The sequence below is a fragment of the Leptospira stimsonii genome (assembly GCF_003545885.1).
GTDB lineage: Bacteria > Spirochaetota > Leptospiria > Leptospirales > Leptospiraceae > Leptospira > Leptospira stimsonii.
The window spans coordinates 431,273-456,622 of record NZ_QHCT01000002.1 but is presented as its reverse complement, the minus strand read 5'-3'; the positions used below and the strand labels follow the sequence as shown (position 1 = coordinate 456,622).

Annotated in this window: 21 protein-coding genes and 1 pseudogene; 16 read left to right on the top strand and 6 right to left on the bottom strand. The window is 43.6% G+C overall.

Annotation, left to right across the window (positions count from 1 at the left end):
• Nucleotides 1–161: 161 nt before the first annotated feature.
• From DLM75_RS10285 to DLM75_RS10255, 5 genes are all read left to right on the top strand, one after another.
• Nucleotides 162–2,384 (top strand): DUF3604 domain-containing protein, encoded by a 2,223-nt coding sequence (locus tag DLM75_RS10285; protein ID WP_118968596.1) that lies wholly within the window; start codon nucleotides 162–164, stop codon nucleotides 2,382–2,384.
• A 1-nt stretch (nucleotide 2,385) separates the two neighbouring features.
• Nucleotides 2,386–3,228, top strand: a complete 843-nt coding sequence (locus tag DLM75_RS10280) for a peptidylprolyl isomerase (protein ID WP_118968405.1) — start codon at nucleotides 2,386–2,388, stop codon at nucleotides 3,226–3,228.
• Nucleotides 3,229–3,238: 10 nt separating this feature from the next.
• Nucleotides 3,239–4,459 carry a HupE/UreJ family protein gene (locus tag DLM75_RS10275; protein ID WP_118968404.1) on the top strand — a complete coding sequence of 407 codons (1,221 nt, stop codon included), beginning with the start codon at nucleotides 3,239–3,241 and terminating at the stop codon, nucleotides 4,457–4,459.
• Nucleotides 4,460–4,684: 225 nt separating this feature from the next.
• Nucleotides 4,685–5,812, top strand: a complete 1,128-nt coding sequence (locus tag DLM75_RS10265; protein ID WP_118968402.1) for a putative Ig domain-containing protein — start codon at nucleotides 4,685–4,687, stop codon at nucleotides 5,810–5,812.
• Between the two features lie 529 nt (nucleotides 5,813–6,341).
• Nucleotides 6,342–7,358, top strand: a complete 1,017-nt coding sequence (locus DLM75_RS10255) for a hypothetical protein (RefSeq protein ID WP_118968400.1) — start codon at nucleotides 6,342–6,344, stop codon at nucleotides 7,356–7,358.
• Nucleotides 7,359–7,721: 363 nt separating this feature from the next.
• Here the strand turns inward: DLM75_RS10255 and DLM75_RS10250 are convergent, their stop codons facing one another.
• Nucleotides 7,722–10,241, bottom strand: a complete 2,520-nt coding sequence (locus tag DLM75_RS10250; RefSeq protein ID WP_118968399.1) for a hypothetical protein — start codon at nucleotides 10,239–10,241, stop codon at nucleotides 7,722–7,724.
• Between the two features lie 59 nt (nucleotides 10,242–10,300).
• Here DLM75_RS10250 and DLM75_RS10245 point away from each other — a divergent pair, with 59 nt between their 5' ends.
• From DLM75_RS10245 to DLM75_RS10225, 3 genes are all read left to right on the top strand, one after another.
• Entirely contained in the window at nucleotides 10,301–10,525 is a 225-nt protein-coding gene (locus DLM75_RS10245) for a hypothetical protein (RefSeq protein ID WP_118968398.1), read from the top strand.
• Between the two features lie 756 nt (nucleotides 10,526–11,281).
• Entirely contained in the window at nucleotides 11,282–11,896 is a 615-nt protein-coding gene (locus tag DLM75_RS10230) for a methyl-accepting chemotaxis domain-containing protein (protein ID WP_118968395.1), read from the top strand.
• Nucleotides 11,856–12,596, top strand: coding sequence for an oxygen-binding di-iron domain-containing protein (locus DLM75_RS10225; RefSeq protein ID WP_118968394.1), 741 nt, complete (start codon nucleotides 11,856–11,858; stop codon nucleotides 12,594–12,596). Before DLM75_RS10230 ends, DLM75_RS10225 begins: the two co-directional genes overlap by 41 nt.
• A 132-nt stretch (nucleotides 12,597–12,728) precedes the next feature.
• Here the strand turns inward: DLM75_RS10225 and DLM75_RS10220 are convergent, their stop codons facing one another.
• Nucleotides 12,729–13,100 carry a hypothetical protein gene (locus tag DLM75_RS10220; RefSeq protein ID WP_118968393.1) on the bottom strand — a complete coding sequence of 124 codons (372 nt, stop codon included), beginning with the start codon at nucleotides 13,098–13,100 and terminating at the stop codon, nucleotides 12,729–12,731.
• 683 nt (nucleotides 13,101–13,783) lie between these two features.
• Nucleotides 13,784–14,644 (bottom strand): alpha/beta fold hydrolase, encoded by an 861-nt coding sequence (locus tag DLM75_RS10215; RefSeq protein WP_118968595.1) that lies wholly within the window; start codon nucleotides 14,642–14,644, stop codon nucleotides 13,784–13,786.
• Nucleotides 14,645–14,815: 171 nt separating this feature from the next.
• Here DLM75_RS10215 and DLM75_RS10210 point away from each other — a divergent pair, with 171 nt between their 5' ends.
• The gene (locus tag DLM75_RS10210) at nucleotides 14,816–15,394 is read left to right on the top strand and encodes a TetR/AcrR family transcriptional regulator (protein ID WP_158586462.1); all 579 of its coding nucleotides are present in this window, start codon (nucleotides 14,816–14,818) and stop codon (nucleotides 15,392–15,394) included.
• A gap of 75 nt (nucleotides 15,395–15,469) precedes the next feature.
• Here DLM75_RS10210 and DLM75_RS10205 read toward each other — a convergent pair whose 3' ends face one another.
• Nucleotides 15,470–16,408: an AraC family transcriptional regulator gene (locus DLM75_RS10205; RefSeq protein ID WP_118968594.1), complete on the bottom strand. Its 939-nt coding sequence runs from the start codon at nucleotides 16,406–16,408 to the stop codon at nucleotides 15,470–15,472.
• 525 nt (nucleotides 16,409–16,933) lie between these two features.
• On the opposite strand from DLM75_RS10205, the gene DLM75_RS10200 reads away from it, so the two are divergent.
• The 5 genes and pseudogenes from DLM75_RS10200 to DLM75_RS10180 all read left to right on the top strand — a co-directional run bounded on the left by DLM75_RS10200 (nucleotide 16,934) and on the right by DLM75_RS10180 (nucleotide 21,596).
• Entirely contained in the window at nucleotides 16,934–17,761 is an 828-nt protein-coding gene (locus DLM75_RS10200) for an SDR family oxidoreductase (RefSeq protein WP_118968391.1), read from the top strand.
• Nucleotides 17,762–17,911: 150 nt separating this feature from the next.
• Complete coding sequence (locus DLM75_RS10195) at nucleotides 17,912–18,967, top strand: NAD(P)-dependent alcohol dehydrogenase (protein ID WP_118968390.1); 1,056 nt, start codon at nucleotides 17,912–17,914, stop codon at nucleotides 18,965–18,967.
• Nucleotides 18,968–19,033: 66 nt separating this feature from the next.
• Complete coding sequence (locus DLM75_RS10190) at nucleotides 19,034–20,014, top strand: aldo/keto reductase (protein WP_118968389.1); 981 nt, start codon at nucleotides 19,034–19,036, stop codon at nucleotides 20,012–20,014.
• A gap of 120 nt (nucleotides 20,015–20,134) precedes the next feature.
• Nucleotides 20,135–20,293, top strand: a pseudogene (locus DLM75_RS24650) (transposase); the annotation flags it as partial.
• Nucleotides 20,294–20,348: 55 nt separating this feature from the next.
• Nucleotides 20,349–21,596: a transposase gene (locus DLM75_RS10180; protein ID WP_118968388.1), complete on the top strand. Its 1,248-nt coding sequence runs from the start codon at nucleotides 20,349–20,351 to the stop codon at nucleotides 21,594–21,596.
• Here DLM75_RS10180 and DLM75_RS10175 read toward each other — a convergent pair.
• Nucleotides 21,561–22,424 carry a flagellar hook-basal body protein gene (locus DLM75_RS10175; protein ID WP_118968387.1) on the bottom strand — a complete coding sequence of 288 codons (864 nt, stop codon included), beginning with the start codon at nucleotides 22,422–22,424 and terminating at the stop codon, nucleotides 21,561–21,563. The genes DLM75_RS10180 and DLM75_RS10175 overlap by 36 nt on opposite strands.
• A 296-nt stretch (nucleotides 22,425–22,720) precedes the next feature.
• Nucleotides 22,721–23,155 carry a peroxide-responsive transcriptional repressor PerRA gene (gene perRA, locus DLM75_RS10165; protein ID WP_118968385.1) on the bottom strand — a complete coding sequence of 145 codons (435 nt, stop codon included), beginning with the start codon at nucleotides 23,153–23,155 and terminating at the stop codon, nucleotides 22,721–22,723.
• A 166-nt stretch (nucleotides 23,156–23,321) separates the two neighbouring features.
• Here perRA and DLM75_RS10160 point away from each other — a divergent pair, with 166 nt between their 5' ends.
• On the top strand, nucleotides 23,322–23,873 hold the full coding sequence (locus DLM75_RS10160) for an ankyrin repeat domain-containing protein (protein ID WP_118968384.1): 552 nt from the start codon (nucleotides 23,322–23,324) through the stop codon (nucleotides 23,871–23,873).
• Nucleotides 23,870–25,324, top strand: coding sequence for a catalase (locus DLM75_RS10155; RefSeq protein WP_118968383.1), 1,455 nt, complete (start codon nucleotides 23,870–23,872; stop codon nucleotides 25,322–25,324). Before DLM75_RS10160 ends, DLM75_RS10155 begins: the two co-directional genes overlap by 4 nt.
• The last annotated feature ends 26 nt before the right edge of the window (nucleotides 25,325–25,350 follow it).

The window sequence follows — 25,350 nt, the reverse complement described above, 5'->3', positions numbered from 1 at the left end:
TCGTTTATCAATTTAATTTTCTGCTTAAACGATAAAATAGTACGTTATATTGAAAATATATTGCATTTTATAACCAACGTTTTAGTTTGTTTCTGAATGTTTCGAGAAACGATACTCGATCTTTTGTTTTTAATTCAGTAAAATTGTGGGGAAGAGGAAAAATGAGGAAAAGAGTATTTACGTTAGTTGCGCTTTCATTCCTGGCGATTGCGTTTGCATCCGTAAATGGAGGTTGGATCTCTCCGCCTTTTCTTTCATTGACATCGACCGAAGGTCCTTCTTCGAATTTCGAGGCTCAACGTACGTCCAACGAAGATAAACAAATTCTTTTTGGAGATTTACACGTTCATACTACGTTCTCTCCGGACGCATTCGCGATCAGCCTTCCCATGTTGAATGGAGAAGGAGCACATCCGCCCAAGGACGCCTGTGATTTTGCGAGATATTGTTCCTCCCTAGATTTTTGGTCCATCAATGATCACGCGGAAGGAATGACTCCCGCACAATGGCAAGAAGAGAAGGACGCGATCCGTCAGTGCAACGCACGCGCCGGAGATCCGAAAAATCCGGATTTGGTTGCCTTTCTCGGTTGGGAATGGACGCAGATCGGAACGAATGTTCAAAACCACTACGGCCATAGGAACGTAATCTTTAAGGATACGGAGGAAGACAAAGTTCCTTCGCGACCGATCGGCGCGTCCGGACCAACTGCGGACGCCTTTGCCGGTCCAGGTTGGATTCAGAGAACGATTCTTAGGATCCTCGCTCCCGGCGGAAATCGGAAAGCCTATTCCGATTTTTCGGATTTTATTTCCGAGAGAGCTTCCATACCCCGTTGTCCATCTGGAATACCGGTGAAAGAGCTTCCGAAAGATTGTACGGAATGGGCATCTACTCCTTCCGAACTTTTTAAAAAATTAGAAGAATGGAATATACCCTCACTGGTAATCCCTCACGGCACTACTTGGGGATTCTATACTCCGCCCGGAATCACCTATGACAAACAATTAAAAGGTAAGGATCACGATGAAAGCAAACAGAGGTTAGTCGAGATTTATTCGGGTCACGGCAACGCCGAAGAGTATCGACCTTGGCAGGAAGTCGCTTTCGATAGAGAAGGGAAACCCGTATGCAACGAACCCGCATTCGGTTTCGAACCTTCTTGTTGGAGAGCGGGCGAAATCATTCGGGGTCGATGTCTTAGAGACGGAGAATCGATTTCGGAATGTGAGAAAAGGGCGTTCGAAGCCAGATCAAATCATGCATTCGCCGGAGTTTCCGGATTTTTAACCGTCCCAGGAGCCTCTCCGGAAGACTGGGGAAATGCGGGACAGTGTCCGGATTGTTTTCTGCCTGCATTCAATTACAGACCTGGAAATTCGGTTCAATACGCATTAGCAATTACTAATTTTGATGATCCGAATCATCCTCGTAATTTTAGATTCGGATTTATCGGTTCAAGCGATTCGCATACCGCGAGAGCCGGAAACGGTTACAAGGAAATTTGGCGAAAGGGGTTTACGGAAGCGGCAGGTCCCGAAAAGCCGAATACGTTTGGAATCATGGAACCGGCCAGAAATCGTAAGAAAGCTACGTCTTATTCCGTGCCCATCAATCCTCGCGGTCTTGCAGGCTTCGACGTCGTAGAGACTGAAAGACAAGCGTCGTTCTTTCTCACAGCGGGATTGGTCGCAGTACATTCGAAGGGACGCGATCGAGATTCGATATGGGATTCTTTAAATCAAAGAGAGGCATATGCGACTTCGGGCGATCGGATTCTTCTCTGGTTTGATTTGAAAAACGCGTACGAAGGCGAAAAAGAAAAATCCGGAGCCGCACCGATGGGTTCCGAGGTTTCGTTTTCTAAAAATCCCTCCTTCCGAGTGAAAGCGATCGGCGCTTTTCGTCAGAAAGACGGATGTCCGGATTCGAGTATCTCCGGTATCGGAAAAGAGCGTTTGCAAAGACTCTGTAGGGGAGAATGTTATCATCCATCTTCCGAAAGAAAACTCATCACTAGAATCGAAGTCATTCGAATTCTTCCACAAATCGCTCCCGGCGAAACGATTTCAAAACTGATCCAGGATCCTTGGAAAACGTTTCAGTGCAAACCCGATCCTTCCGGATGTGAAATTCAATTTCAAGATCCAAGTTATGCGTCATCGGGAAGGAATGCGGTATATTACGTGCGGGCGATCGAAGAGGCTTCTCCAGCAGTGAACGGTGGCCAGTTGCGATGCGAATACGACGAACAAGGTCGTTGTATTAAAGTCAAACCTTGTTACGGAGATTATCGTACGAATCCAAAAGACGATTGTCTTGCGAACGTGGAAGAGAGGGCTTGGTCATCTCCTATCTATTTGATTCATCCGGCTCAAAAGTAGAATGTTTTTTAAAGAGGTAAGCCATTGGCGGAACCCCGAGCTATTTTTAACTACGGGTGCGGTCTTCGGATTTCTTTTGGCAGTAGTCGGGTTGATTTATCCGGAACGAGAAAATTTGTTAACCGACTCGATCGCAGAAGTCAATGGAAACCGAATTCAAAAAGATGAATATTTTCGCGCACTATCGGGGTATGCTTCGGATACCAGAAACCCGATGGACGAAACGGTAAAAAGAAGAATCTTAGATCGTTTGATCGAAGAGGAACTTTTGGTTCAGAGAGGATTGGAACTAGGTTATGCGAATCAAGATCGCGCCATAAGGTCCAAGATCGTGAATGCGGTGATCCAATCGGTAATTTCCGAGCAAGTATCGAGAAAACCAAACGAACTCGAACTTCGAACTTATTTTTTTTCAAACCGAGAAAAATTCGCTCACTCTGCGAGATATAAAGTCGTCGTTTACGTGGAATCGGACGAGGATTCAGCGAAACAATTAGTTGCTATGATTCGCAAGAACATTCCTATTTCTCTTTCTTCAAAAGTGAAGGAAGTGCCGAGCGGTTTTTTGCCTTTGCGAAAAATCTTGGATTACCTGGGAACTGATCTGGTTGGAGTTTTAGTTCGTTTGAAGCCGGGAGAGGTTTCCGATCCTGTACAATCGGGAGGAGGATATTCGATCATCCAACTCATCGAACAAGAGCCGGGTCAAGTTCCCGCATTTCATTCGATCAGGAATGAAGTGGAAGCGTCTTATATCCACGAAAAAGGGGACGAAGCGCTCAGGGAATATTTGGATTGGCTACGTTCAAAAGCGAAAATAGAAATCGCGGATCTCGGAGAATGAAGGCAGATCGATGAAAGTCGGAATCTATGTTCTTTTATTCTTGATCGCTTTCGCGGAAGTAAAGTCTCACAATCGGAGTGAATCTTTTTCTGTTTGGAAAGTGGATTCGAATACTGTCACCGGAGTCGTTACTTTGCCGATTCAAGAGGCGACTCGGATCCCTTTCGGAGAGACCGATTCCGGATCGTTAGAGGCACGTTTTGCGGATTACATTCGAAACCATGTTTCTTTTTATTCGGAGAAAGCGGAGTGTGAGATTTCTTCGCCGAGAACATTACGTTCGAATCCGACCTTTGTTCGTTCGGAAATTCGTTTTGATTGTGGTGGAGCTCCGCCGATCCGAATGACCTATACGGCTTTATTCGAATATTCTCCTTCCCATCTACATTATGCGAGGCTGAGTTCGGGTTCGGATCATCTGGTCGAAAAGTTATTTCAATCCAAGGACATTGATTTGGACCTGCGAAAACAGGAGAGGGACGTTTCCCGCTTCGACTCTGATTTTTTCTCGTTCGTCGTCGCGGGAATTGAACATATCGGAACCGGAATCGATCATATCGCATTTCTCTTAGCATTATTGTTAACCGCAGGGCATTGGAAGGAGATATTGAGCTCCGTCACAGGATTTACGATCGGACATAGCCTAACGCTTTCCGTCGCGGTTTTAGGAAAGATCAAACCCGATGCAACCGGCATCGAAGCTTTGATCGGCTTTACGATTTTGATTGTATGCGCGGAATATGTCAATACGCGAAGCCAAAACTTCGGTAAACTTTCGATTGGAATCGCAGTGATACCTTTGGCGGTAGGAATCATTGCATGGCTTTTGAATAAACAAGCAACTCATCTCCTATTCGCATATATGGGAGCATCGATTTTTACGATCTGTTATCTTTCACTTCAACCATACCTGAATGAGCGGAATCGGAGGGGTTTTTATCTTGGGATTGCGACGGTCGCGTTTGGAATGATTCACGGATTCGGTTTTGCCGGGTTCTTATTGGAAACCGGACTGGAAGGAAATCGGCTGGCCGAGCCGCTTTTCGGTTTCAATTTAGGAGTGGAAATCGGACAGTTACTTCTCGTTCTATCCTTCGTTCTCCTTGGATTCGGTTTGAAGAGAGTTTTGCATTCGAAAATAAAATCCGGATTTTTAGAGTTCGGTCCATTGATTCTACTCTCCCTGCTCTCCGCGTTAGGAACGTATTGGTTTATCGAACGCAGTTTCTAATCTTTCTCCCAATGCAGGCGGAAACATCCATGGGGATTCATTCTTTTTGCAGGACCGTCATAGTGAAATTTATTATAAACGGCCTTTAGCCCATTATAAACGAGGAAGAATCTTCTTCGTCTTTCCCGTATCTTCTAGTAAGCGGTTTTTTCCTTCCGTCTTTTTCAATCTGACAAAGGGATTGGAACCATTCGGGAAAAAATCGAAAGAGAATAGGGGAATTTTGTGAAGATTGGAAAAAAATATTCGATACTTTCGTTTCTCTTTCTATCTATCTTCTTTTTCCTGAATTGTCTTACTGAAAACCGGGAGGGAAACGATTTTATCATTCCACTCGGTAATGCAAGGATCGGAGATTCTTCCAATACCAATGCAAGTCCGATTCAAATCCAATTTACTTATTCGGCTTCTTCTTATACGTTCGTCAAAAATGAATCGATTGCGACCTTGGCTCCGACGGGTGTCCAGAACGTAGACTACTATTCCATTTCACCGGCGCTTCCCGGCGGATTGAGTTTCAATCCGAGTAACGGAGAAATTTCAGGAACGCCCTTGGTAGCGTTTGCTCCAACTTCGTTTCAAGTCAGTGCTTTCGATCTAGAAGGCAATGTTTCGCAGAAACAAATTTCCCTCGAAGCAAAGGCATTGAATTGGGAGAATCAATATTTTTTAAAGGGTTCCAATCTTCTTGCAAATCACGGACTTGGTGTGAGTCTCTCACTCTACGGAGATACGTTAGTCGCCGGTGCTTATGGAGACACGAGCTTTGCCGGAGCGGCGTATGTTTTCAAAAGAAACGGATCGGTGTGGAATCAAGAGGCTTTTATCACCGCACCGATTCGAACTGGGAGCGATGTCTTCGGTTTAAACGTTGCGCTTTCCGGAGATACGATCGTTGTTGGGGCTCCGTTTGAGGATGGGAATCAACAGTCCATCAGTACTACTCCGACTTCTAATTTAACACTTTCGAATGCGGGAGCGGCTTACGTCTATCGAAGGAGCGGAACGGTATGGAATCTGGAAGCATATCTCAAACCAACGAATCTAAACGGTGGCGATAACTTTGGACGTTATGTGGCAATCGATGGAGATACAATCGTCATAGGAGCTCCGCGAGAACAAAGCTTGGATACGACCCTTCGATTCGGAACGGATGCGAGTACGGATAACGCCGGAACCGCAGTGGGAGCGGTTTACGTTTTCAAAAGAACGGGAACGACTTGGGTTCAAGAAGCTTATCTAAAATCACATCTTGCCGCGAACAACGATCAATTCGGATCCGAAATCGGAATCACCGGAGATGCGCTCGTTGTGGGAGTGAGTCAGGATGACACGACCGCGAGCAATTTGTGAGCAGTTTATATTTTCAATCGCTAAAAAATTCATTTGGGCGAAACCATTTCCCATTCGAAATGGTTTCGGATTGGAAAACGCATTAGAAAAAACGAATGCGAAATGGTCGCGTCCCTCCAGGCTTCGTCCTCTTGCGAGGACGCTTCGCGCCTTCCGGACCGCTCACGCGGGAAAAGAACGAATCTATATCCGTAAAGGTTTCTTCTTCTTCGTTCCTACTTTTTTACAAAACAAACCGTTGTTCATAGAGCGAGATTTTATTTTTTGAGACACTACATTATAAGTAAGTTCTTTGTTTCGATCGAATCGGTAAAAAATCGGTTGAAATAAATTATTTTTATCCGAGACTTCGCCGAAAAATTCGGACCAACCTGGATTTGAGAAAAGGAAATTTCTTTTTCAGATGTGGATCCGTTTGCGGGTATTGGATGAAAAAGAAAACAGAATCCGCAACGTTTCAAATGAAACGGGACAAAGAAAAAATTAGTTCTGAATTAGAAAAAGAGAGAATAGAGGAGAATCAAAAATTATGCAGAAACAATCGATAAAAGCGAGGTTCGTAACGAGGATCCTGGCGATCGTGTCTTTAGTTTGGATCGTATCCAACCCCACAGTGGAAGGGATCGATTTACAAAACTTAATTTCCGCGGCCGATTATCCGGTCGAGAACGTGGATTATTTTTTACAAGACGTGGGGACGGCGGCAATCGGTTCGGATCAAAACGGATGTCATTCTCAAGGAATCAAGTTCGACGGAAATTTCTTTTATACCTCGTGCATGGATACAAATGGAAACGATACGGCCTATCTATTCGTCCATGATAAGTACGGAAGATTGGTTAAAAAGTTCAACGCAGGTTCTTCTTACGACCATCCAAGCGGAATCTTCTATTACAACGGCTGGGCCTATGTGGGTTTTACGAGCAACGGGATCGATATGAAATCACAATTGTATCGATTCAACGGATCGGGCACGATTCAGAACCAAGGATTTTTCGACCACTCCGTCGGCTTCGTGGGACAAACGATACCTTCTCCTAATAATGCGACATTCAGTGCGAAAACTCGTTATTATTCGTATGACCAATACTATGAAAGACAGTGTAACTATACGGATGGAACCTGTGGAAGTTACAGCAACGTAACGACCGGCAACAATATCAACAGCGCGGGACAAGACGGCGTTCAGGACTGCGACGTATATTATAAAAATGGAGGATGGTATAAGGCCTGCATTTTGTTTTCATCCAGCCCGAACCGAATTCGAGTTTGGAAAGGAAACCAGACGAAGTTGGGCCCGGACAATTCTTTGACCACATATACGATGACCTATCAACCGGGACATTCGGGAGGATTTTCTTTTTATACGGATCCGAACGGAAAAAAATGGATCGTAACAACCCCAGCACCGGATACCAATCGAAGATATTGTCAAGGTTGCGCGCTGGTGGGAGGGAACAACTGCGCTTGTACGGACAAAAGCAACCGTCAGAGAGTTCGATTTTACGCGTTTGACCATTTTCTGTGGCCATCCGGTCTCAACTGATTCTTCTTTTGTTTGTTGAGTTCTAAAATCAAAGATAGGAACGGATGGAAAATCTTTTCGAAATGGATTCTTTGCCATCCTTCCAGTCTTTTCCGTTCAAAAAAAACTTCACTCCATTCCGATTCCGGACATAAATTTCTTCTGAATCTAATTGCGCTTTGAAGAAAATCCGTTCTCAGAATCTCTGTCTGCGTAACCGATCTGTTTACAATCCTCGGGAAGTCAAAAGTAGATTCAATCAGTAGAATATAATAAAAAATGAATTCTAATCTGTTGTGATGAGAATTTTAGAAAAAAAGAATGTAATAATGCGACATTCGATTCTATGCAAAAATACAAAAAAGGAAATTCAAACTAGAAAATTCAAAAACAATTTCCGTCCGTTTCCAAAACTCCGATCGAAATGGAATCCGCACCGGGAGGAGCAAAGGGACTAACCGTATTCGTCCTTGCACTTTGAACAAAATCGCTTGTAAACAAGGGAAAGAAGATCGGAGCAATCAGAGGACCGACCAGTACATCGATTCCGCCAAACAATGAACTACAAGGGGAATTCAAAGAGGTCGGGATTCCGGCCGGGACGTTATAATTCCATATCTGTTGGATCGAAGTCGCGCTTTTAAACCGAGGATTTTTACCGTAATTATTCGAATAATCTCCGATTCCAAGTCCGGAGATGGAGCCGATCGGAAATCCAAGAATACAACCTTGAGCCAGGACGGCACCGCAGAATTGGTATGCCACGTTTCCCCCGAACGCATCTAAGATCGGAACATCAAGAAAAAAATTATTTCCACGTATTACGGAAGAAGGGTCGGGGTAGGCGTCCGCATAGAAGATTCCAACTCGATTGGTCGTGGAGGATCGAGTAAAAATTTGATTGTTCGCGATCGTGTAGACCTTTCCCGGTGCCGCAAAGCCAAGTGAAATACCGATCGCGTCTCCCAGGGCCGCGGCCGGCGAATTTCCGACATAGATGTCGTTGTTAAAAATGGAAAGAAAACCGGGTAAACCCGAGGAATCATCGATTAAGATCCCTTGTGAAAAATTCGGGATCAAAGTCGGATTTAAGTATTGATAGGCGTTGAGTTTGTTGTCAACGATCAGAGCGGTTGTGGCGGAAAGAATCATAGCTGACAAAAAACCGCCGCTTCTTTGTACACCATCGATCAGATTCTTTTTCACGATGATCGGTTGAGGAGTTCCGGAACCGTCGATCGTGAGTCCCGTGGAAGAACTCATTCCTGTTCCTCCTCGTAACCAATTTCCGTTGATAAGAATGTTGTCCGAGTTGGAGATCGAAAGAGCTCCTTTTGTTCCACCGGTGAGAGTTGTGGAAGATTCATTTCCTGAAATTGTGTTGTCTAAGATTCGAATTTGCCCTGCATTAAAACGAGAATTCTGTACCGTGATTCCCGTACTCGAAACGTTATTCGGGTTTGCCAAGATTTGAAATCCGCTTACGATTAGATTGTTATTCGCGGCGGTCAAAGCAGATGTCGCGATGTCGATGACGCTACAAAAACTGGCGTCGCAAAACAGACCTCCTCCGATTCCGGGATCTTGGATGATTGTAGGATTGTTTATCGGGTCCGGATTGAGACTTCCAAATCCTGCGGTAAAACCTCCGATCAACGATGTCTGACTCGTGAGTGAAATTCTTCTTGCTGGAATATAGGTTCCCGAGGCGACTAACACCGAACAGGGGGCGCCAACGAGATCGCACTCAGTGACTCCGAATTCAATACTCTGACAATAAGCGGAAGGCGGACCTCCCGTTCCACAACCGGTGATATCATTTCCGCTCATGATATCAACCATACGAATGTTCAAAGCAGATTGATTGGTGAAATCGAAGAAAATATCGTTTCCACCTTGAATCGGAAGTCCGCCCGCGGTGCATCCTCCGAGTTGGATAAAGGCGTCGCCTAATGGCCCCCAAAAATCGGGACCGTTTGCGACAAGAACCACCGTATCGTTGTTCGGCGCCGAAGGATACGTGATCGCTGGTCTTGGAGAAGTTGTGTTTGCAACATTCGATTTTCCTAATACTACTGCGGATGTGTTGTAACCGCAACTCCCCGGATCGATTCCAGGAAAAGAAAATCGAATCGTTATCTTTTCGCTCGGAAACAAAACTTTCGAAGCCGGAGAATATTGCAAAGGGCTGATACAATCGATCAGCACGGTGACCGGACCCCCCGATAGATTTCCGTTTCCGGAAAGAACCGGAACAAAAACGCAAGTGTGTTTTGGTGGAACGGAGATAAAAGAGATAGAATAAGAAGCTGTATCTCCGACCTTACTTGCGAACGTTTGTGTCGTGTCGTTTGTAAAGGAAAGTTGGTCCGTCATGTTTTGAACGATCAAAGGGGAAGCGCTCGCAGTCACCGGATCCAAGCCTATCACTCGAACCGAAACGTCGTAGAAGGAAATACCGCAGGTAATAAAAATCGTAGTCTGTGGACGAACGATCGGTCCGTTTGGATTTTGAATTCTGCAGGTTTGGGACGGGGTCGTATTCGGACCGATCGTACTAACGGAATAAGGAGATCCGATACGAACCGATGTAGGAAAGGTTTGAGTAGAATCCTGAGTGAAGCTCAGAGATTCACCGATGTCATTGTTTACGATCAATATTCCAGACGAAAGACCGGAAACTTGAACGGAAACCTGAACCGGTGTATTGAGTTGTTCTATGCTTCGTTCCAAGGGAAAAAGTTCGATCGCACCAGGCCTAACTGGTCGTTTTACGCAAGTGGTTAACAGAATACAAAAAGAGAATAAGAATACGAAACGCGTTAGGATTGCCTGAACTTTCGCAATGGGACATTCTTTTCTTTTAAGAAAAATATAATTCTGTAATATACGATCGGTTTTCACGGACTTTCGGTTTCTATTTATAAAATATTCTAACTAATTAAAAATTAAGAAGAAGGCTCATGATTGTTTTATGCTCTTTCAACAAAGACACGGAAGGGATCGCGCGTGGAAAAGACGGGTTTGAGGTCGGGAAGGCCACTTTCGGAACAAACGACTGGAATTTCGGAGTCAACAAATCCGGTATATTTCGGCTTCGTTTTGTTAGTCGAAAAGATTCAAACGGAACGCCAAGAGGAAAACAAATCGGAACGAGTTCTCATTTTTCCGAAGACAACCGAGTTTGAAATACAAAAAGCATCGCCAAGCCAAACGGAGGCTCTTTGGAAAACGTGGGGGTGGGCGGCGGAATCGTCGTTCTATGAAACCTCGGGAACAAGAGTCGGCCGCAGGGGCAGGGTGTAACAATCGGGATCGATGCTTGCAGACGTATCTTTTGGGAAATCAGGCAAGGACAAAAAATTTTAGGATTGTTTGCGCTGAACATTCGGGACGGACGATTTCAACTTTTAGGAGAACGTAGGAAGGAAGAAAATCTCCGCTTGCCTGACTCCAGCGACAAAGAACCAATTCTTCCGCAAAAACGGAAAGCGAAGAAAGAATTCAAGAAAAGAGGGACGAACTTTTCCAAAAATCGGTTTTTATTTGAAAAAAATTCGATATTATGAATATTCTAAAATTTCCGTCCACGGTTTGATCTGAAACTTCACGAATCGCTTCAAAGATTTGTATGAATGTTCCAAATTCCTCATCGGGAAATGTTTGATTCTTCTTGGGAGGTCGATTGTCAGAATTGAGAAAAGAAGGATCGATTCTCGGAGAAGGACGCTCTCTTTCTGAATCTCAATCGATCCCCGTTTTGGAAGAAACCATTCCAGTTCTTGAGTGAATTTGAAACTATGTTTTTTTGGTTTGTATTTTGCTCGGATCCGTTCGGAAATTTTTTCGGGTTGATCTTTTGATTCGGTCCCGTCTGATCTATGGTCTCATTATTATTTTTGAATGTTTTCAAATTCGAACGACTGTGATACTTAAGAAATAGAATGGAAAAGGAATTACTCAGAAAAACCGCCTCGATCAACGAAGATGTGAAAGCAATTTCTTCGCTTGCTTTCGGAATTCGTGTAAAGGCTTTGAACTCCATTATTCTATCCGTTCACGCTGGAAACGCCGCAAGAGGATTCGGAGTTGTTGCTCAAGAGATTATCGTTTTTAGCAAAGCAACCTCGAAAACGACCGAGGAGCTAACAAAGGTAATGTATTCTTTGAGTCGGGAAGCCAGTTTTCAAGTGAAAAATAGAATCGCTTTTGAGAAGGCGAAGAAGATTGAGAATTACGGCAACAAATCGAAAGCTCTTCGTTTTATGATAGATTCCTTTCAATCTAAGGATCGACTTTTTGAAAAGGCGACGGAATCGATTCAGATTGCGATGATCCATCGGACGAAAAATTTAATTCGTCAGTGTTTGGACGGAAAGGTGATCAGCCTTCAGGCAAAGATTGAAAGTGAATACATCGGAGTCGACAAAGCGAAAGCTGGAGATGTGGCCGAGAGATTTTCCGCGGCGATCGACTCGATAGAGATTTTAGCTAAAAAAGTTTTGGACGGATGGAAAAATGAAAAGAATGGAAACGATTTATTCCAATCAGGATTATAGCTGGTCTGTAATCGCGAGAGATCCGGACAAACCAGGATATATCATCGATACGAACGAATACCTGATCGTTTCTTCCGGGCAAGGGTTGCTTACCGATCCTGGAGGGAGTGAAATTTTTCCGGAAGTTTTTTCTGCGATCTGTGAGAAGTTCGATCCGACTCAGATAACGAAAATATTTTCCAGTCACCAAGATCCGGATATTATATCTTCTCTTTCCCTTTGGCTAGAAGTAAATCCGGAAATCAAATGTTATTTGAGTTGGCTGTGGTCGAGTTTTGTTCCGCATTTCGGCGGAAAAGCGGACACGTTTATTCAGATTCCGGATCAAGGAATCGACGTAAAAATCGGCGATCATACGTTACGCGCCATACCTGCTCATTATTTACATTCTTCCGGAAATTTTAATTTGTACGATCCTACGTCTAGAATTCTATTCAGCGGCGATATCGGTGCGTCGCTTTTGCCTTCCGATTATAAGGATCTTTTTGTGACGGACTTCGATAAACACACCCAATATATGAAGAAGTTTCATCAAAGATGGATGGGCTCGAATGAAGCAAAGAAAAAATGGATTCGCGAAATCCGTAATCTCAAAGTAGATATGATGGTTCCCCAACACGGAGCCCTCTTTCAAAAAGAGCAGGTGCAGAATTTTCTGGATTGGTTCGATGAGCTGGAAGTGGGAATTACCGAAAATTAGAGGCCTTCTCGTCTCGAGTAGGAAGTTTCCCATCGGTTGCTAGTTTGGAATCACGAATCCATTGACAGACCGCGGTTCCAATTCGATAAGAATATTAGAAATTTAGAAAATTCTTCGAAATATCAAAAAACTCTATTCGCGATACGCCTCGGTTTTCCACCACCGCACTCCCATAAAAGCGATCCCGAAGGCGATGAGAAAAAGAGCGATCGGAAGCCTCAGAGACGGTTTCACGGCCCGGTCTTGTGTCACTAAAACTTGAACTTTTGCGCCTAAATCATCGGAGTTTGCGTTTTCCACTTCTCCAAATTGGATTTTGTTATTATAAGTCCAGAAGCCGCTACAGATTTCTGCACGACGAATTTTTTTACAATCGGTTACACTCGCCGTCGCGACGGTCCCAGTCTTTTGTCTATAAAAAAGGTAACTTCCTCCCAGGATACTAGCGATACAGAAAAGGCTGATGATACTTATTGTGATCGTATTTTTCGTTTTGTAATTCATATTTAAAAATCATTTTTCTTTTTGTAAGATGGTTTTCTTACTATAAAAAAGAATTCAAATCCTTATGGTCAATTCTTAGTTACTGTAACAGCTCGAAAACCGTCCTTTGCGAAAATAGAAATAAAAAATTTATTAAATTTTCTTTAAAAATGAATGTGAAGATTAAAAAAAAAGCTCCTTCTCAGTTCTGAGAGATTTTGTTCCTAAATTTTTGCAGTACATTCCAATTTCTCCGATTTGGTTGACGTCTCCGGTGATTTTCGTTTCCCGCAATCTTCTTGGGTAAAAGCTAACTTGATCCAATTCTTATCAAACGAAAACGGGACCTCAAAAAGAAGAGGACGGACCAATTTTCGAAAAACGAAAAATGTCACCTTCACTTCGGAACGGGAAAACTCCTATTTTCTGATACTTGAGTGTAGGCAGTGTTTAGAAAGGAAGACAAATGATTCTTTTAAAAACGAATAAAATAAAAGCAAAATCTTGAATATTCGAATCCGAGAATATTATTAAAAAAGAAATATGAAAGTCCTATCGGTAATTTTATAAAACGGAAACTATCTTTGGGATCGAATGATTCTTTTTTGAAAACATCCGATCCCCAAAAAACGGTTCAACGCTCGAGGAAAATGCGAAAGGTAGGAAGCGGATTAAACGGGCGAAAGAACAAAGAAATTCTATGATTAACCGATAAATTTTGCGATCAAATCGGAAATCTCTTCGTGTTTTTCTTCTAATGCAAAGTGTCCTGTCTTGAGAAGATGGAGTTCTGCTTTCGGAAGATCTTTCAGATATGCCCTTGCTCCCGCTTCCGTAAAGAACGGGTCACCGGAACCCCAGGGAATCAAAGTCGGAGGTTGGTTGTCTCTAAAGTAGTTTTGCCATTTTGGAAAAAGGGCGGGATTGTTTCTGTAATCGTAAAAAAGAGAAAGTTGAATCTCCTGATTACCGGGGCGATCCAAACAGGCTTGGGCGTGCATCCATGAATCCGGAGAAATATGTTCCTCCTTTTCCACCCCCGAAACGAACTGAAATTTCGTTCCGTCTACTTTCATTAAGTCCACTAATGGTGCTGTGGTCGCTTCGTTGCGATTTTCCCAAAACGGCATAAAGAGGTTGGCGAGAGGTTCTCCGATTCCTTCCATGTATGCATTCGCATTCTGAATGATCAGCCCTTTGATCCATCCTGGATTTTCGGAAGCGATCCTAAATCCGACCGGGCTACCGTAATCCTGCATATAAAGATAGAAGCTCCCCAATTTTTTCTGGAGGACGAATTTTTGGATGAGTTGAGAAAGTCGATCGAAACTATATTCGAACGTTGTCGGCGAGGGAGCATCGCTATAGCCGAAACCCGGATAGTCCGGTGCGATTAGGTGATATCGATTTTTAAGATTATCGATGAGATTTCGAAACATATGAGAGGAGGTTGGAAATCCGTGAAGAAGAAGAATCGTAGGCGATTCTCGGGATCCGACCTCTCTGTAAAAAATCCTGACTCCGTCCACAGTTTCCGTATTGTAATTGATTTGATTCTTTTTCATTCGTTTCCCCTTAAGAAAGAACTTTGAGATAACCCTTCTCGAAATCGCTCGGATTTCGGCGGAAGAGAACAACCCATTATACAGAACTGTCTACCTAATGTCAATAAAATAATAGACAGGTCTGTATAGTGGGTTGAACTGGGAGAATCAGAAGCAAAAAGGTCGGGTAAAGTGAATTCAAAACCTGATAAAAAGACAGCAAAGGAACAGATTTTAAATACTGCGATCGCACTCTTTAACGAACACGGAATTCATAAAACCGGAATCGATCGAATTATCGCCGAATCCGGAGTGGCTAAAATGTCATTTTACAATAATTTTTCTTCAAAGGCGAAACTGATCTCCGAATACTTGCGCTTTAAAGAAGAGAAACGATTGGATAGTCTCAAACGTTATACGGTTGATAAATCGGATGATCCTCTGAAACAGTTGCTTGGGATTTTCGATTCCTTAGAAGAATGGTATCGCGAGCCGGATTTTTTCGGTTGTCCGTTTATCAGAGGTCTCTCCGACTTTCGGGAGGACGATCATGCGGAACTTAGAAAACAAGTAGAATCTCATTTTCAAAAGGTATCGGACTTTATCGAAGAGCGTCTCGGATCTCTTTTTCCGCCGACGCAGGTGAAAAAGATTCTTCCTCAATTCTTGAGTTTGTATATCGGTTCGACGGTAATGGCTATCGCCGGAAGTCCGCCTGAAATCGCACAAAGTAACAAAAAGTTGGCGATGATTCTTTTAAAATCGAATTAAGTAAATTCGAGAACTATAATATTCAAATAGTAAAATATGGATTCCCCTTTTTTTCGAATTCTTTGAAAAATATCTTCACACGCTCAAAACGGATCGATTCTCTTCTCGTAAACCGTTCCTTCCTTCGTGTTGTTGATTTCCTGCATCCTTTGCCGGAGTGATTCCAAAAAATCGTTTGTATTCGCGGCTAAACTGAGAAGGACTTTCGTATCCGACTCGAAAAGCCGCGTTGTATACGTTTATGCCTTCCTGGGTCATGAGTTGTTTCGCTTTGTGCAATCGTACGTTCTTTATATACTGAATGGGCGATGCGTTGGTTACGGCTTTGAAACTCGTATGAAATGTGGAGACACTCATACCGGCTTCCATAGCAAGAGACTTTACGTCCAGCGCTTCTTGATACGACTTGTGAATCCGATGAAGGGCACGTGCAATTTTGAAAAAACGTCGATTGCGATAAGCAAGTGCCTGTAAGGCTCCTCCTTGTTCGCTTGAAATAACGCGGTAGAGAATTTCTTTCACGATCATCGGTCCGATTACCTTCCCGTCTTTCGGAGTGGAGAGGCACTCGATCAGTCTTATGGTCGCATCTGTAAGAATCGGGTTCATAGGAGCGGAATAAATTCCCTTGGGAAGCGATTCCTCATCATAGGGAATGTCTTCCATCTCTAATAAGATTTCACCGATAGAAGAGGGATCTACTGTGATATACACCCCGAGAATCGGCTCATCGGGACTCGCTTTCGTTTCACACTCGATGGGAAGCGGAACGGATAAGACTAAGTAATTCATCCGATCGTAAGTATAAATTTCCTCACCGAGAAAAACTCGCTTCTGGCCTTGTGCGAGGAGAATGATTCCGGGTTCATACGCCTTTTGAGAGCGAGGAGAGGAATGATCGATACGAAATAGAGTTACACCTTTTACAACGGAAGGCAGTATCTTTTCTTCCGGTACCAGACCTTTTAGAAGCTCCACCAGTCGTAATCTTTTCTCTTCGCTTTGTGTCTTCATCGCTTTTTTCCTTTCTTTTTTTAGACCCATTCGATCGATTTCGTTGATCTTATTTTTATCTTCAATCACAGGATTAGGCAAGAATAAATAGAATTGGATCTTGATAAACGTTTCATTTCGGAGTATTTTAGATTCTTAAATGAAAGGTAAACTCCCGATTCTTATATTACCCAAGATTTTCAGGGAATCGGATTATTTGCATTTTTTTTGATAAATGAACGAAAGACCGAATATCGATCTTTCCTCTTCGAGTTTTTTATGGAGGAGAGAACGGAAGAATACCTAACTGCGATGCTCTTTGTCGTTTTGAGACTTGCCGTATCCTGAATTCGTTTTGCAATCGGGAATTCGAATCTTTAGAATCATCGTATTTATCAATGCCTGTTCCTCGGCAGAACCGTGTGAAGTTCTGGTCGCTGTACAAGGTCGTTTTGTTCTGAAATCACAAATGCGATGACAAGTAAAAAGAGTGGTTCGATGATTCGTTCCATGCGTATAAAAAAACAAACGAATTAGGAGCCACTTATGAAATCGACGGAAATCATTGTTGTGATTGGTGCAGGGTCAATCGGTCAAGCGATAGCAAGAAGAATCAGCGCTGGAAAGCACATACTTCTCGCCGATCTTCGTAAAGAGAATGCGGACGTTGCTGAAAAGGTCTTAATGGACGCCGGTTTCAAAGTTAGTACGGCGGTTGTGGATGTTTCATCAAGAAAATCGGTTCATGCCCTTACGGAAACCGCAACTTCTCTCGGAAACATTTCCGGAGTGATTCATGCCGCCGGTGTTTCTCCTTCGCAAGCCTCACCGGAAACCATTCTTAGGGTTGACCTTTATGGGACCGCTCTCGTTCTCGAAGAGTTCGGCAACGAAATTGCTCCTGGTGGCGCCGGTGTCGTGATCGCGTCCCAATCCGGTCATCGACTACCTTCTCTGACTCCCGAAGAAGATCATGCCCTTGCCACTACGCCGGTCGAGCTCTTATTGGAGCTTCCGATGCTTCGCAATATTTCGGATCCATTGCGTGCGTATCAAATCTCAAAGCGAGGAAATTCTCTCCGAGTCAAGTGTGAGGCAGTACGATGGGGAAAACGCGGAGCAAGATTGAATACGATCAGTCCTGGAATCATCATTACTCCTCTTGCGAACGACGAACTCTCTGGACCGAGGGGGGACGGATATCGACGTATGATTGAACATTCCGTTGCCGGACGGGCTGGAACTCCCGATGAAGTTGGTACTCTTGGCGCTCTCTTAATGGGGTCGGAGGGAGCATTTATAACCGGGAGCGACTTTCTGATGGATGGAGGAGTTACATCAGTGTATTGGTACGGAGATCTCGCTCCGAAGTGAGTTTACTCGAATTAAAAACGGGAATCATAGAATTAGGCAAGAATAAATAGGATCGGATCTTGCGAAGAGAGATTTGTCGAATTATACTCTTCTAAACATGGAAGAAGAATTAGTAAAACAGAATGTTCTAATTTGCAAGGAGAATTTCGAATGACAATCAAAGTTTTAGGTTATGGAGCACAGTCTTCTACGTCTGCATTGGCGCCATTTCAATTTGAACGTAGGGGTCTTCGTCCAGACGATGTCGTGATCGATATCCTTTATTGTGGCGTTTGTCATAGCGACCTGCACCAAGCGCGCAACGACTGGGGTGGAAGTATTTATCCGATGGTTCCGGGACATGAGATCATCGGTAGAATCTCCAATGTCGGCCACGAAGTCAAACGATTCAAAGTTGGTGAGGCAGTTGGCGTGGGTTGTATGGTGGACTCATGCAAAAGTTGCTCGGCTTGTGAAAAAGGATTAGAACAATACTGTGAGAAATATCCGACTTATACTTACAACGGACGCGATCGTCACGACGGCTCGCCGACGTACGGCGGGTATTCTGAGAAAATCGTAGTCTCTGAAGATTTCGTAGTTAAGATTCCGGAGAGTTTGGATCTTAAGGGCGCCGCGCCATTGTTATGCGCTGGAATCACAACATGGTCTCCCTTGGTGCACTGGAAGGTCGGAAAAGGAAGTAAGGTCGCAGTCATCGGGTTGGGCGGATTAGGTCACATGGCTCTTAAATTTTCTAAGGCACTGGGCGCGGAGGTCACGTTGTTTACGCGGACAATAGGGAAGGAAGAGGACGCAAAACGTTTAGGCGCGGATCGAGTTGTGATTTCAACTAACGCGGAACAAATGTCGAAGGTGTATGGGCAGTTTGATCTCATCATCGATACTGTGCCGAATGCTCACGATCTCAATCCATTTCTACCGACTCTTACACTGGATGGAACGATCGTACTCGTCGGTTATCTTGGAAATGTGGAGCCGGCGTTGAATACCGTACCATTACTTTTAGGTCGCAAAGCAGTGACCGGTTCCGCGATCGGGGGAATTGCCGAGACACAAGAGATGCTTGATTTCTGCGGAAAACACGGAATCACGTCAGACATAGAAATGGTTCAAATTCAACGGATCAACGAAGCATTTGAAAGAATGCTGAAGAGCGACGTAAAGTATCGTTTTGTTATCGATATCGCTTCTTTGAAAAATTAAATTGGAAAAGGTTATTTCAAATAACGTTATGCGAAATTGAATCAAACAGAGGATCGATGAACTGAAATGAAAAAACGAAAACTTGGAAATAGCGGATTGGAAGTCTCGGCGATTGGTTTCGGTTGTATGGGACTTAACTTTGCATATTCTCAGAAATTGGACAAAAAAGATTCGATTCAAATTCTCAGAGCGGCTGTGGAGAGAGGAGTGACGTTCTTCGATACAGCCGAAGTCTATGGTCCTTATACGAATGAAGAGATCGTCGGAGAGGCGCTTGCGCCGTTCACAGGAAAGGTAGTCATTGCTACTAAGTTCGGTTTTAAGAAGGATGCTTGGAAGGAATTGGATAGTAGACCGGCTCATATTCGAGAAGTATGTGAAGCATCCTTAAAACGACTGAAGGTGGATTCTATCGATCTTTTCTATCAGCACAGAGTTGATCCGGAAGTGCCGATAGAAGATGTTGCCGGGACAGTTCGAGATCTCATTCAAGAAGGAAAGGTTCAACACTTCGGACTCTCGGAAGCAGGAGTCAAAAATATTCGTCGAGCACACGCGGTTCAAGCGGTGACTGCGCTTCAGAGTGAATATTCTTTGTGGTGGAGGGAGCCGGAAGAACAAATCTTTCCTGTTCTGGAAGAACTCGGTATAGGATTCGTATCTTTTAGTCCTCTTGGAAAAGGATTTTTGACAGGAAAAATTTCGACGGAGGATGAGTTTGAAAGCGGTGATTTTCGAAAGATGGTTCCACGTTTTCAAAGAGAGAATTTGATCGCCAACGAAGCGTTCGTCGATCTCCTCAAGGAAGTTGCAGGAGAAAAGAATGCAACTCCGGCTCAAATAGCGCTCGCGTGGATTCTTGCTAAAAAAAAGTGGATCGTCCCGATTCCCGGAACGACGAAGATAGGGAGGCTGAACGAGAATATCCAATCGGACGAGGTCGATCTTTCATCCGATGAACTGCAAAGGATCGAAACCTACGTTTCAAGAATTCAAGCTCGAGGGGAGCGATATCCGGAAGATTTACAAAGAAGAATCGATCGTTGAATGTGGTTCGGTTCATTCTTACGTCTATAAGCTAAGAATGTGTTTTGCAAAAAGAAATCGACTTGACTTGGATGGATTTACGATGCCCGGTCCCAATAGATACGTAGACTTGACAATTTCTATATCTCTCCGAAACACTCGACGCTCTATTTAAACGAATTCTCGTTTCTCAAAAACGCCAGAGTTCTCGGTCTCGATATTATATCAGAAAATCAAGGTCTGTTGGGGAAAAGTTTGAGTAATTCTTTATCTATCTCATCAGTGGAAAGACAACCGTGATCACAAACTTACCTTAGTTCCCGAACCCAAGCCACCAAGTAAGAAACCTACTAAAATGAGGATCGCTCCAGATCTGAATTTTAGTACCGCAAAAATTTCCACCCCCATTCAGCGATCACGCCCTCAACCACTAACGTCAGCACAACTGAAAGAGAAACGTAAGAACCCAGCAATCAACATCAACTTCTTTACGAACCTAACAAAGAAAATCCTGAATGACTTCTACCCAAAATATTGTCCTTACTGCGAAAACAAATTACTAACGAAAGAGATCTCTACTCAGCCTGAATTGATCCGATGCGAAGGATGTAGGTATCTAACGTCACGTCTGAGTTATACTCCTTTACATCATATGAAGCTCCCGCTCTGGATGTTCTCATACGTTTTCTACGAGAGCATGATTCAGCATCCGAAGGTGGTCACATCAACTGAGATCAGTAAGAGACTAAGAATTTCATACAAAGGCGCGGCAATGTTGAAGAAGCGATTTCAAGTCTTCGCGTCTCAACAACTTCCTAAATACAAACAACTTACCTTTGATGCACTCGACAGAGAGTTTAAAGATTTCTCACTTCCACCTAATGAAGATACTGATATTTCTGAAATCATGGAAAACCGTCCATACGTCTGCGCTGATACAGTAGTTTTGTATTCAGCAAGTCAGAGAGCTAACCAAGGCAGGAAACGCTATCGCCACTCGGGTAGTACATCTTCTATTTATCTCTCCGACAAACTTGGAGGAAGACAAGTTGGAACCTTAGTTCATACAATTGGGATTAAGAATGGACCTGTCTTCTTTCACTCAGTCCCAAATCAAAAAGCAAACACACTTGGACCAATCATCAAGGATCATCTTCCTTTACGAACTCCCTTAATGACTGATGAAGGCTACCCTTGGCTTTGGGGCATCTACAAAAACCACAGAAGTGTAAATCACTCAGCACATTCTAAAGATGCTCGCTACAAATGGGCAAGAAACAGATGGAGTAAGAATGGAGTTCATTCACAAGTGGCAGAGGGAAATCATCGGTTACTCAAATCTGCTTTTTCTTCTTACTGTTACATTCGTCCTGAGAACTCTACTCGTTACTTGAATGAGTTTTCCTTTCTCAAGAATGCTCATGTGTTTGGTTTGGATGTGATTTGTGAGATTAGAGGGATGCTTGTTGGGGAAGTTGATGAGGGAAGAGGGGTGGGTAGAGTATCCTTTGGTTCCGATCCCCGAGGGCCGTCAGGTCCAGCAGTTGGGATCGGAAGGAAGGGATCTTTATCTCAGAACCTCATTGATCAACTTACCAAGTAAGCTATCTTGAGTTTGCACCGTTTTTTGATTTGCTTCATAGGAGCGGTTGACTTCGATCATTTCTACCATTTCGGTAACAACGCTAACGTTAGACGCTTCGAGATAACCTTGGAGAACGGACGGTTCGTCTTTTAGTTCGAAGGGGACCGGCTCTCCCGATTCTGGGGTATCGGCATAGAAGGAATCTCCTTCTTTGTCCAAATGGCGTGGGTTTTCGACGGTTCGGATTTTAAGTTTATCTAATAGAACGGGAGTTTCGAAACGATTCTTTTCCAAAGAAGTGCCGTTCACAGGATCGTTTCCGATTTCCCCGTTGATCCAGACTTCTCCATTCTCTTTGATGAGAAAATTTCCACGAGCAACCCGGATCGGTCCGTTTTCTCCCATCAAAGGAAAACCTTGCGGACTCACGAGATATCCGTTCGTGTCCATTACAAAGGCTCCGCTCCGAGAAAGTCTTTCTCCTCTGTTTGTCATCACGCTAAAAAAAGCGGGGTGTTCGTTTCCTGGTTTATCTTGAAGCATAATGTCGAAAGGGTTTTCCGTTTTTTTAACGGCGCCCTGTTCAAAACGAGTATAGACTTCGTTCACTTCTCCACCTAATCCAAGTTTGCCGACCACTGGCGCAGTATCGAAGGAACCCATTGGAACCTTTCCTACACCGTCTTCGTCGAAACGATGGAGTAAAAGTTCAGGAAATGTTTTAAATACGGTAGTATCTCTTTTAAAAGCCGTCTTATCGACGTTCGCAAGGTTATTCGAAATCACATCCATTCTTGTCTGTTGAATGATCATCCCGTTTGCGCCTGTATACATTCCTCTAAGCATTTCCGTTCTCCTCTACCTTTCTAAGGATCGGTGGATTCTGAAAATTTCATGAGACTTTTGAAGACATAAAAAGGAAAAGAATCAAGTTCCGATGAATTTTTCGGTCTTTTCTTGTCGGATTTCAAATTGTGAGTTTTGGGAACAATCGGACGGTCGTTTTGGATTGAAGAAGTTATGTTTGCTTTCGTTTTCAGAGAGATTCTTTGAAATCTCACCAGCTAACGCTGGTTTCTAAAGGGTAAGGATCGGCTTTCAAACCGAGAGTGAAACAAGAGGAAGCAGGGAAGATCAGCGCCTTACTTTCTTTTTCCTTTGAGCGTGATCAGAAGATTACATTCCTCAAAAGTACTTCCCGTTTTTGTCTCAAAATCTTTTTTCAGCTCTGAAAGAATTTTCTCCTGAAGTTTAGAATCCAATTCGATATCGATGATTTCTCCGGTCTCCTCGTCGAGAGCGTGGTGGTGATTTTTTACGTTAGAATCATAGAGTGTAATTCCGGATTTGAGTTCTAAGAGATTTACGATTCCTTTTTCCGCAAATAGTTTAAGATTGTTGAATATAGTTGCGCGGGAAGCGTTCGGAAAGTGTTCGTTTATCAATTGAAACACTTGGTCCGCGGTCAAATGTTGAGGTTCCGAGAGGAGAAGATTCGCCATTTGTAATCTCTGAACCGTAACGTTGATCCCGGCATCTTCCAGAATTTTTTTACTTTTCTCGTAAGAATCCTTCATAGAAGCAACCTCTCAAATTTCCCTTTTTTTGTCACTAATTTAGACTAATTCTAAAAAAAGACTTGTGCTAAAAATTTTAGAATTTAGAATAAGTCTAAATTTAAAGTAAATATAAAATTGTTGGTCGATTATTCGGGCGGATTTTTGACAACTTTTAGGGGGAGCCATGAATTTGATTGATTCCAAACGGAGTTCGAAGGCAGAACTCGATTCTTCTCCAACTTATTCGAATGCCTGGGGAGATTATAAGAAGACGATGAACCTGGAAAATTCTTGTTTCGATTTCGCACGAAGTGGGGATCTCGAAGAACTTTCTTCTCGCCTTCCTGAATTCGGAGATCTCGAAAGAAAAAATCCAAAAGGACACACCTTACTCTTGTTAGCCGCTTATAACGGCCACAAAAAGATCGTACATTTTCTCGTTTCTCAAGGAGCAGACGTAAACTCTACGGATGATTCTGGAAATTCGATTCTTATGGGAGCCTCATTCAAGGGTTTTGAAAACATCGTAGAGTTTCTTTTGAATGCCGGGGCAAATAAGAATTACAAAAATTCCAAAGGACAAAACGCATTTCAATTTTCAGAGATGTTCGGCCGCAAACGAGTCAGCGAACTTCTTTCGGAAAAAAAGCGGAACCCGTATTACCGGTTCATTTCGTTTATCAATTCTTGGTTTCGTTATTTCACTCAAACAGCACTTAAAGGAGGCAGACAATGAGTAAGAAAATTCTCACAACGTCCGGAGGTCATCCGGTTTCTCAAAACCAACACTCTCTCACGGCTGGACCGAGAGGCCCCGTCCTGATTCAAGACACACATTTGGTTGAGAAATTGGCACATTTCAATCGGGAAAGAATTCCGGAACGAGTCGTCCACGCAAAAGGCGCCGGAGCTTACGGAACACTTACGATTACTCAAGATCTTTCCAAGTATTCGAGAGCCTCCGTCTTTTCGAAAATTGGAAAACAAACCCCGCTGTTTCTGAGGTTCTCCACGGTAGCCGGTGAAAAGGGATCGGCCGATACGGAAAGAGATCCGAGAGGATTTGCGATCAAGTTTTATACGGAGGAAGGAATCTGGGATCTTGTGGGAAACAATACTCCCGTTTTTTTTGAAAGGGATCCTCTCAAGTTTCCTGACTTCATCCATTCTCAAAAAAGAGATCCTGTGACCGGTTACAAGAATCCGTTTCGTATGTGGGATTATTGGGCGAAGTCACCGGAGGCTTTGCACCAGATGACGATTCTTTTTGGAGATCGTGGAATCCCGGACGGTTATCGTTTTATGAACGGTTACGGAAGTCATACCTTCGGCCTTTGGAACTCGAGAGGAGAACGTTTTTGGGTTAAGTTTCATTTTAAGTCCATGCAGGGGATTAAAAATCTTAGTGCGGAAAAAGCCGCTACGTTAGCCGGAACGGATCCTGATTATGCAACGCGCGATCTCTTTGAAGCCATCGAAAGAAAAGAGTTTCCAAAGTGGAGGTTTTGCGTTCAGATCATGCCGGAAAACGAGGCGGAGAATTATAAAGTCAATCCTTTCGATCTTACGAAGGTATGGTCTCATAAGGATTATCCTCTCATAGAAGTCGGGGTTTTGGAATTGAACGCGAATCCTAAAAATTATTTCGAAGAAGTAGAACAAGCGGCGTTCTCGCCTGCGAACATGCCGCCGGGTATAGGAGCGTCCCCAGACAAAATGTTGCAAGGAAGACTCTTCGCATATCCCGATGCTCAGAGATATCGTTTGGGAGTTCAATATCAACAGCTTCCGGTCAATCGACCTAAAAATCCGGTCCACGTCTATCACAGAGACGGGAGCGTAAAGTTTCAATCCGACGGAAATTACGACAACTACGAGCCAAACGGATTCGAAGGACCTTCTCAAGATTCTTCCTTTGCCGAACCGCCTCTGAGAATTTCTGGGGACGCGGATCGTTTCGATGCGCATTCGACTAATGACGATTATACGCAAGCCGGAGATCTTTACAGGATGTTGAATCCTGAAGAAAGGGATCGTTTGACTTCTACGATCGCTTCCACGATGAAAGGACTTCCGAAAGGATTGCTCGTGGCAAACGTAAAACATTTTTATCGTTGTGATCCCGAATACGGAACCAAACTCGCAGAAAAAGTGGGACTCAAATTAGGGGAAATCACGACGACTTAGGATCCTATCTTTTTCATTGAATTCGG

Coding starts and splice junctions, on each gene's coding strand:
- DLM75_RS10285 (WP_118968596.1), top strand. CDS start 162: ATGAGGAAAAGAGTATTTACGTTAGTTGCGCTTTCATTCCTGGCGATT.
- DLM75_RS10280 (WP_118968405.1), top strand. CDS start 2,386: ATGTTTTTTAAAGAGGTAAGCCATTGGCGGAACCCCGAGCTATTTTTA.
- DLM75_RS10275 (WP_118968404.1), top strand. CDS start 3,239: ATGAAAGTCGGAATCTATGTTCTTTTATTCTTGATCGCTTTCGCGGAA.
- DLM75_RS10255 (WP_118968400.1), top strand. CDS start 6,342: ATGCAGAAACAATCGATAAAAGCGAGGTTCGTAACGAGGATCCTGGCG.
- DLM75_RS10245 (WP_118968398.1), top strand. CDS start 10,301: ATGATTGTTTTATGCTCTTTCAACAAAGACACGGAAGGGATCGCGCGT.
- DLM75_RS10230 (WP_118968395.1), top strand. CDS start 11,282: ATGGAAAAGGAATTACTCAGAAAAACCGCCTCGATCAACGAAGATGTG.
- DLM75_RS10225 (WP_118968394.1), top strand. CDS start 11,856: ATGAAAAGAATGGAAACGATTTATTCCAATCAGGATTATAGCTGGTCT.
- DLM75_RS10220 (WP_118968393.1), bottom strand. CDS start 13,100: ATGAATTACAAAACGAAAAATACGATCACAATAAGTATCATCAGCCTT.
- DLM75_RS10215 (WP_118968595.1), bottom strand. CDS start 14,644: ATGAAAAAGAATCAAATCAATTACAATACGGAAACTGTGGACGGAGTC.
- DLM75_RS10205 (WP_118968594.1), bottom strand. CDS start 16,408: ATGAAGACACAAAGCGAAGAGAAAAGATTACGACTGGTGGAGCTTCTA.
- DLM75_RS10200 (WP_118968391.1), top strand. CDS start 16,934: ATGAAATCGACGGAAATCATTGTTGTGATTGGTGCAGGGTCAATCGGT.
- DLM75_RS10195 (WP_118968390.1), top strand. CDS start 17,912: ATGACAATCAAAGTTTTAGGTTATGGAGCACAGTCTTCTACGTCTGCA.
- DLM75_RS10190 (WP_118968389.1), top strand. CDS start 19,034: ATGAAAAAACGAAAACTTGGAAATAGCGGATTGGAAGTCTCGGCGATT.
- DLM75_RS10180 (WP_118968388.1), top strand. CDS start 20,349: ATGAGGATCGCTCCAGATCTGAATTTTAGTACCGCAAAAATTTCCACC.
- DLM75_RS10175 (WP_118968387.1), bottom strand. CDS start 22,424: ATGCTTAGAGGAATGTATACAGGCGCAAACGGGATGATCATTCAACAG.
- perRA (WP_118968385.1), bottom strand. CDS start 23,155: ATGAAGGATTCTTACGAGAAAAGTAAAAAAATTCTGGAAGATGCCGGG.
- DLM75_RS10160 (WP_118968384.1), top strand. CDS start 23,322: ATGAATTTGATTGATTCCAAACGGAGTTCGAAGGCAGAACTCGATTCT.
- DLM75_RS10155 (WP_118968383.1), top strand. CDS start 23,870: ATGAGTAAGAAAATTCTCACAACGTCCGGAGGTCATCCGGTTTCTCAA.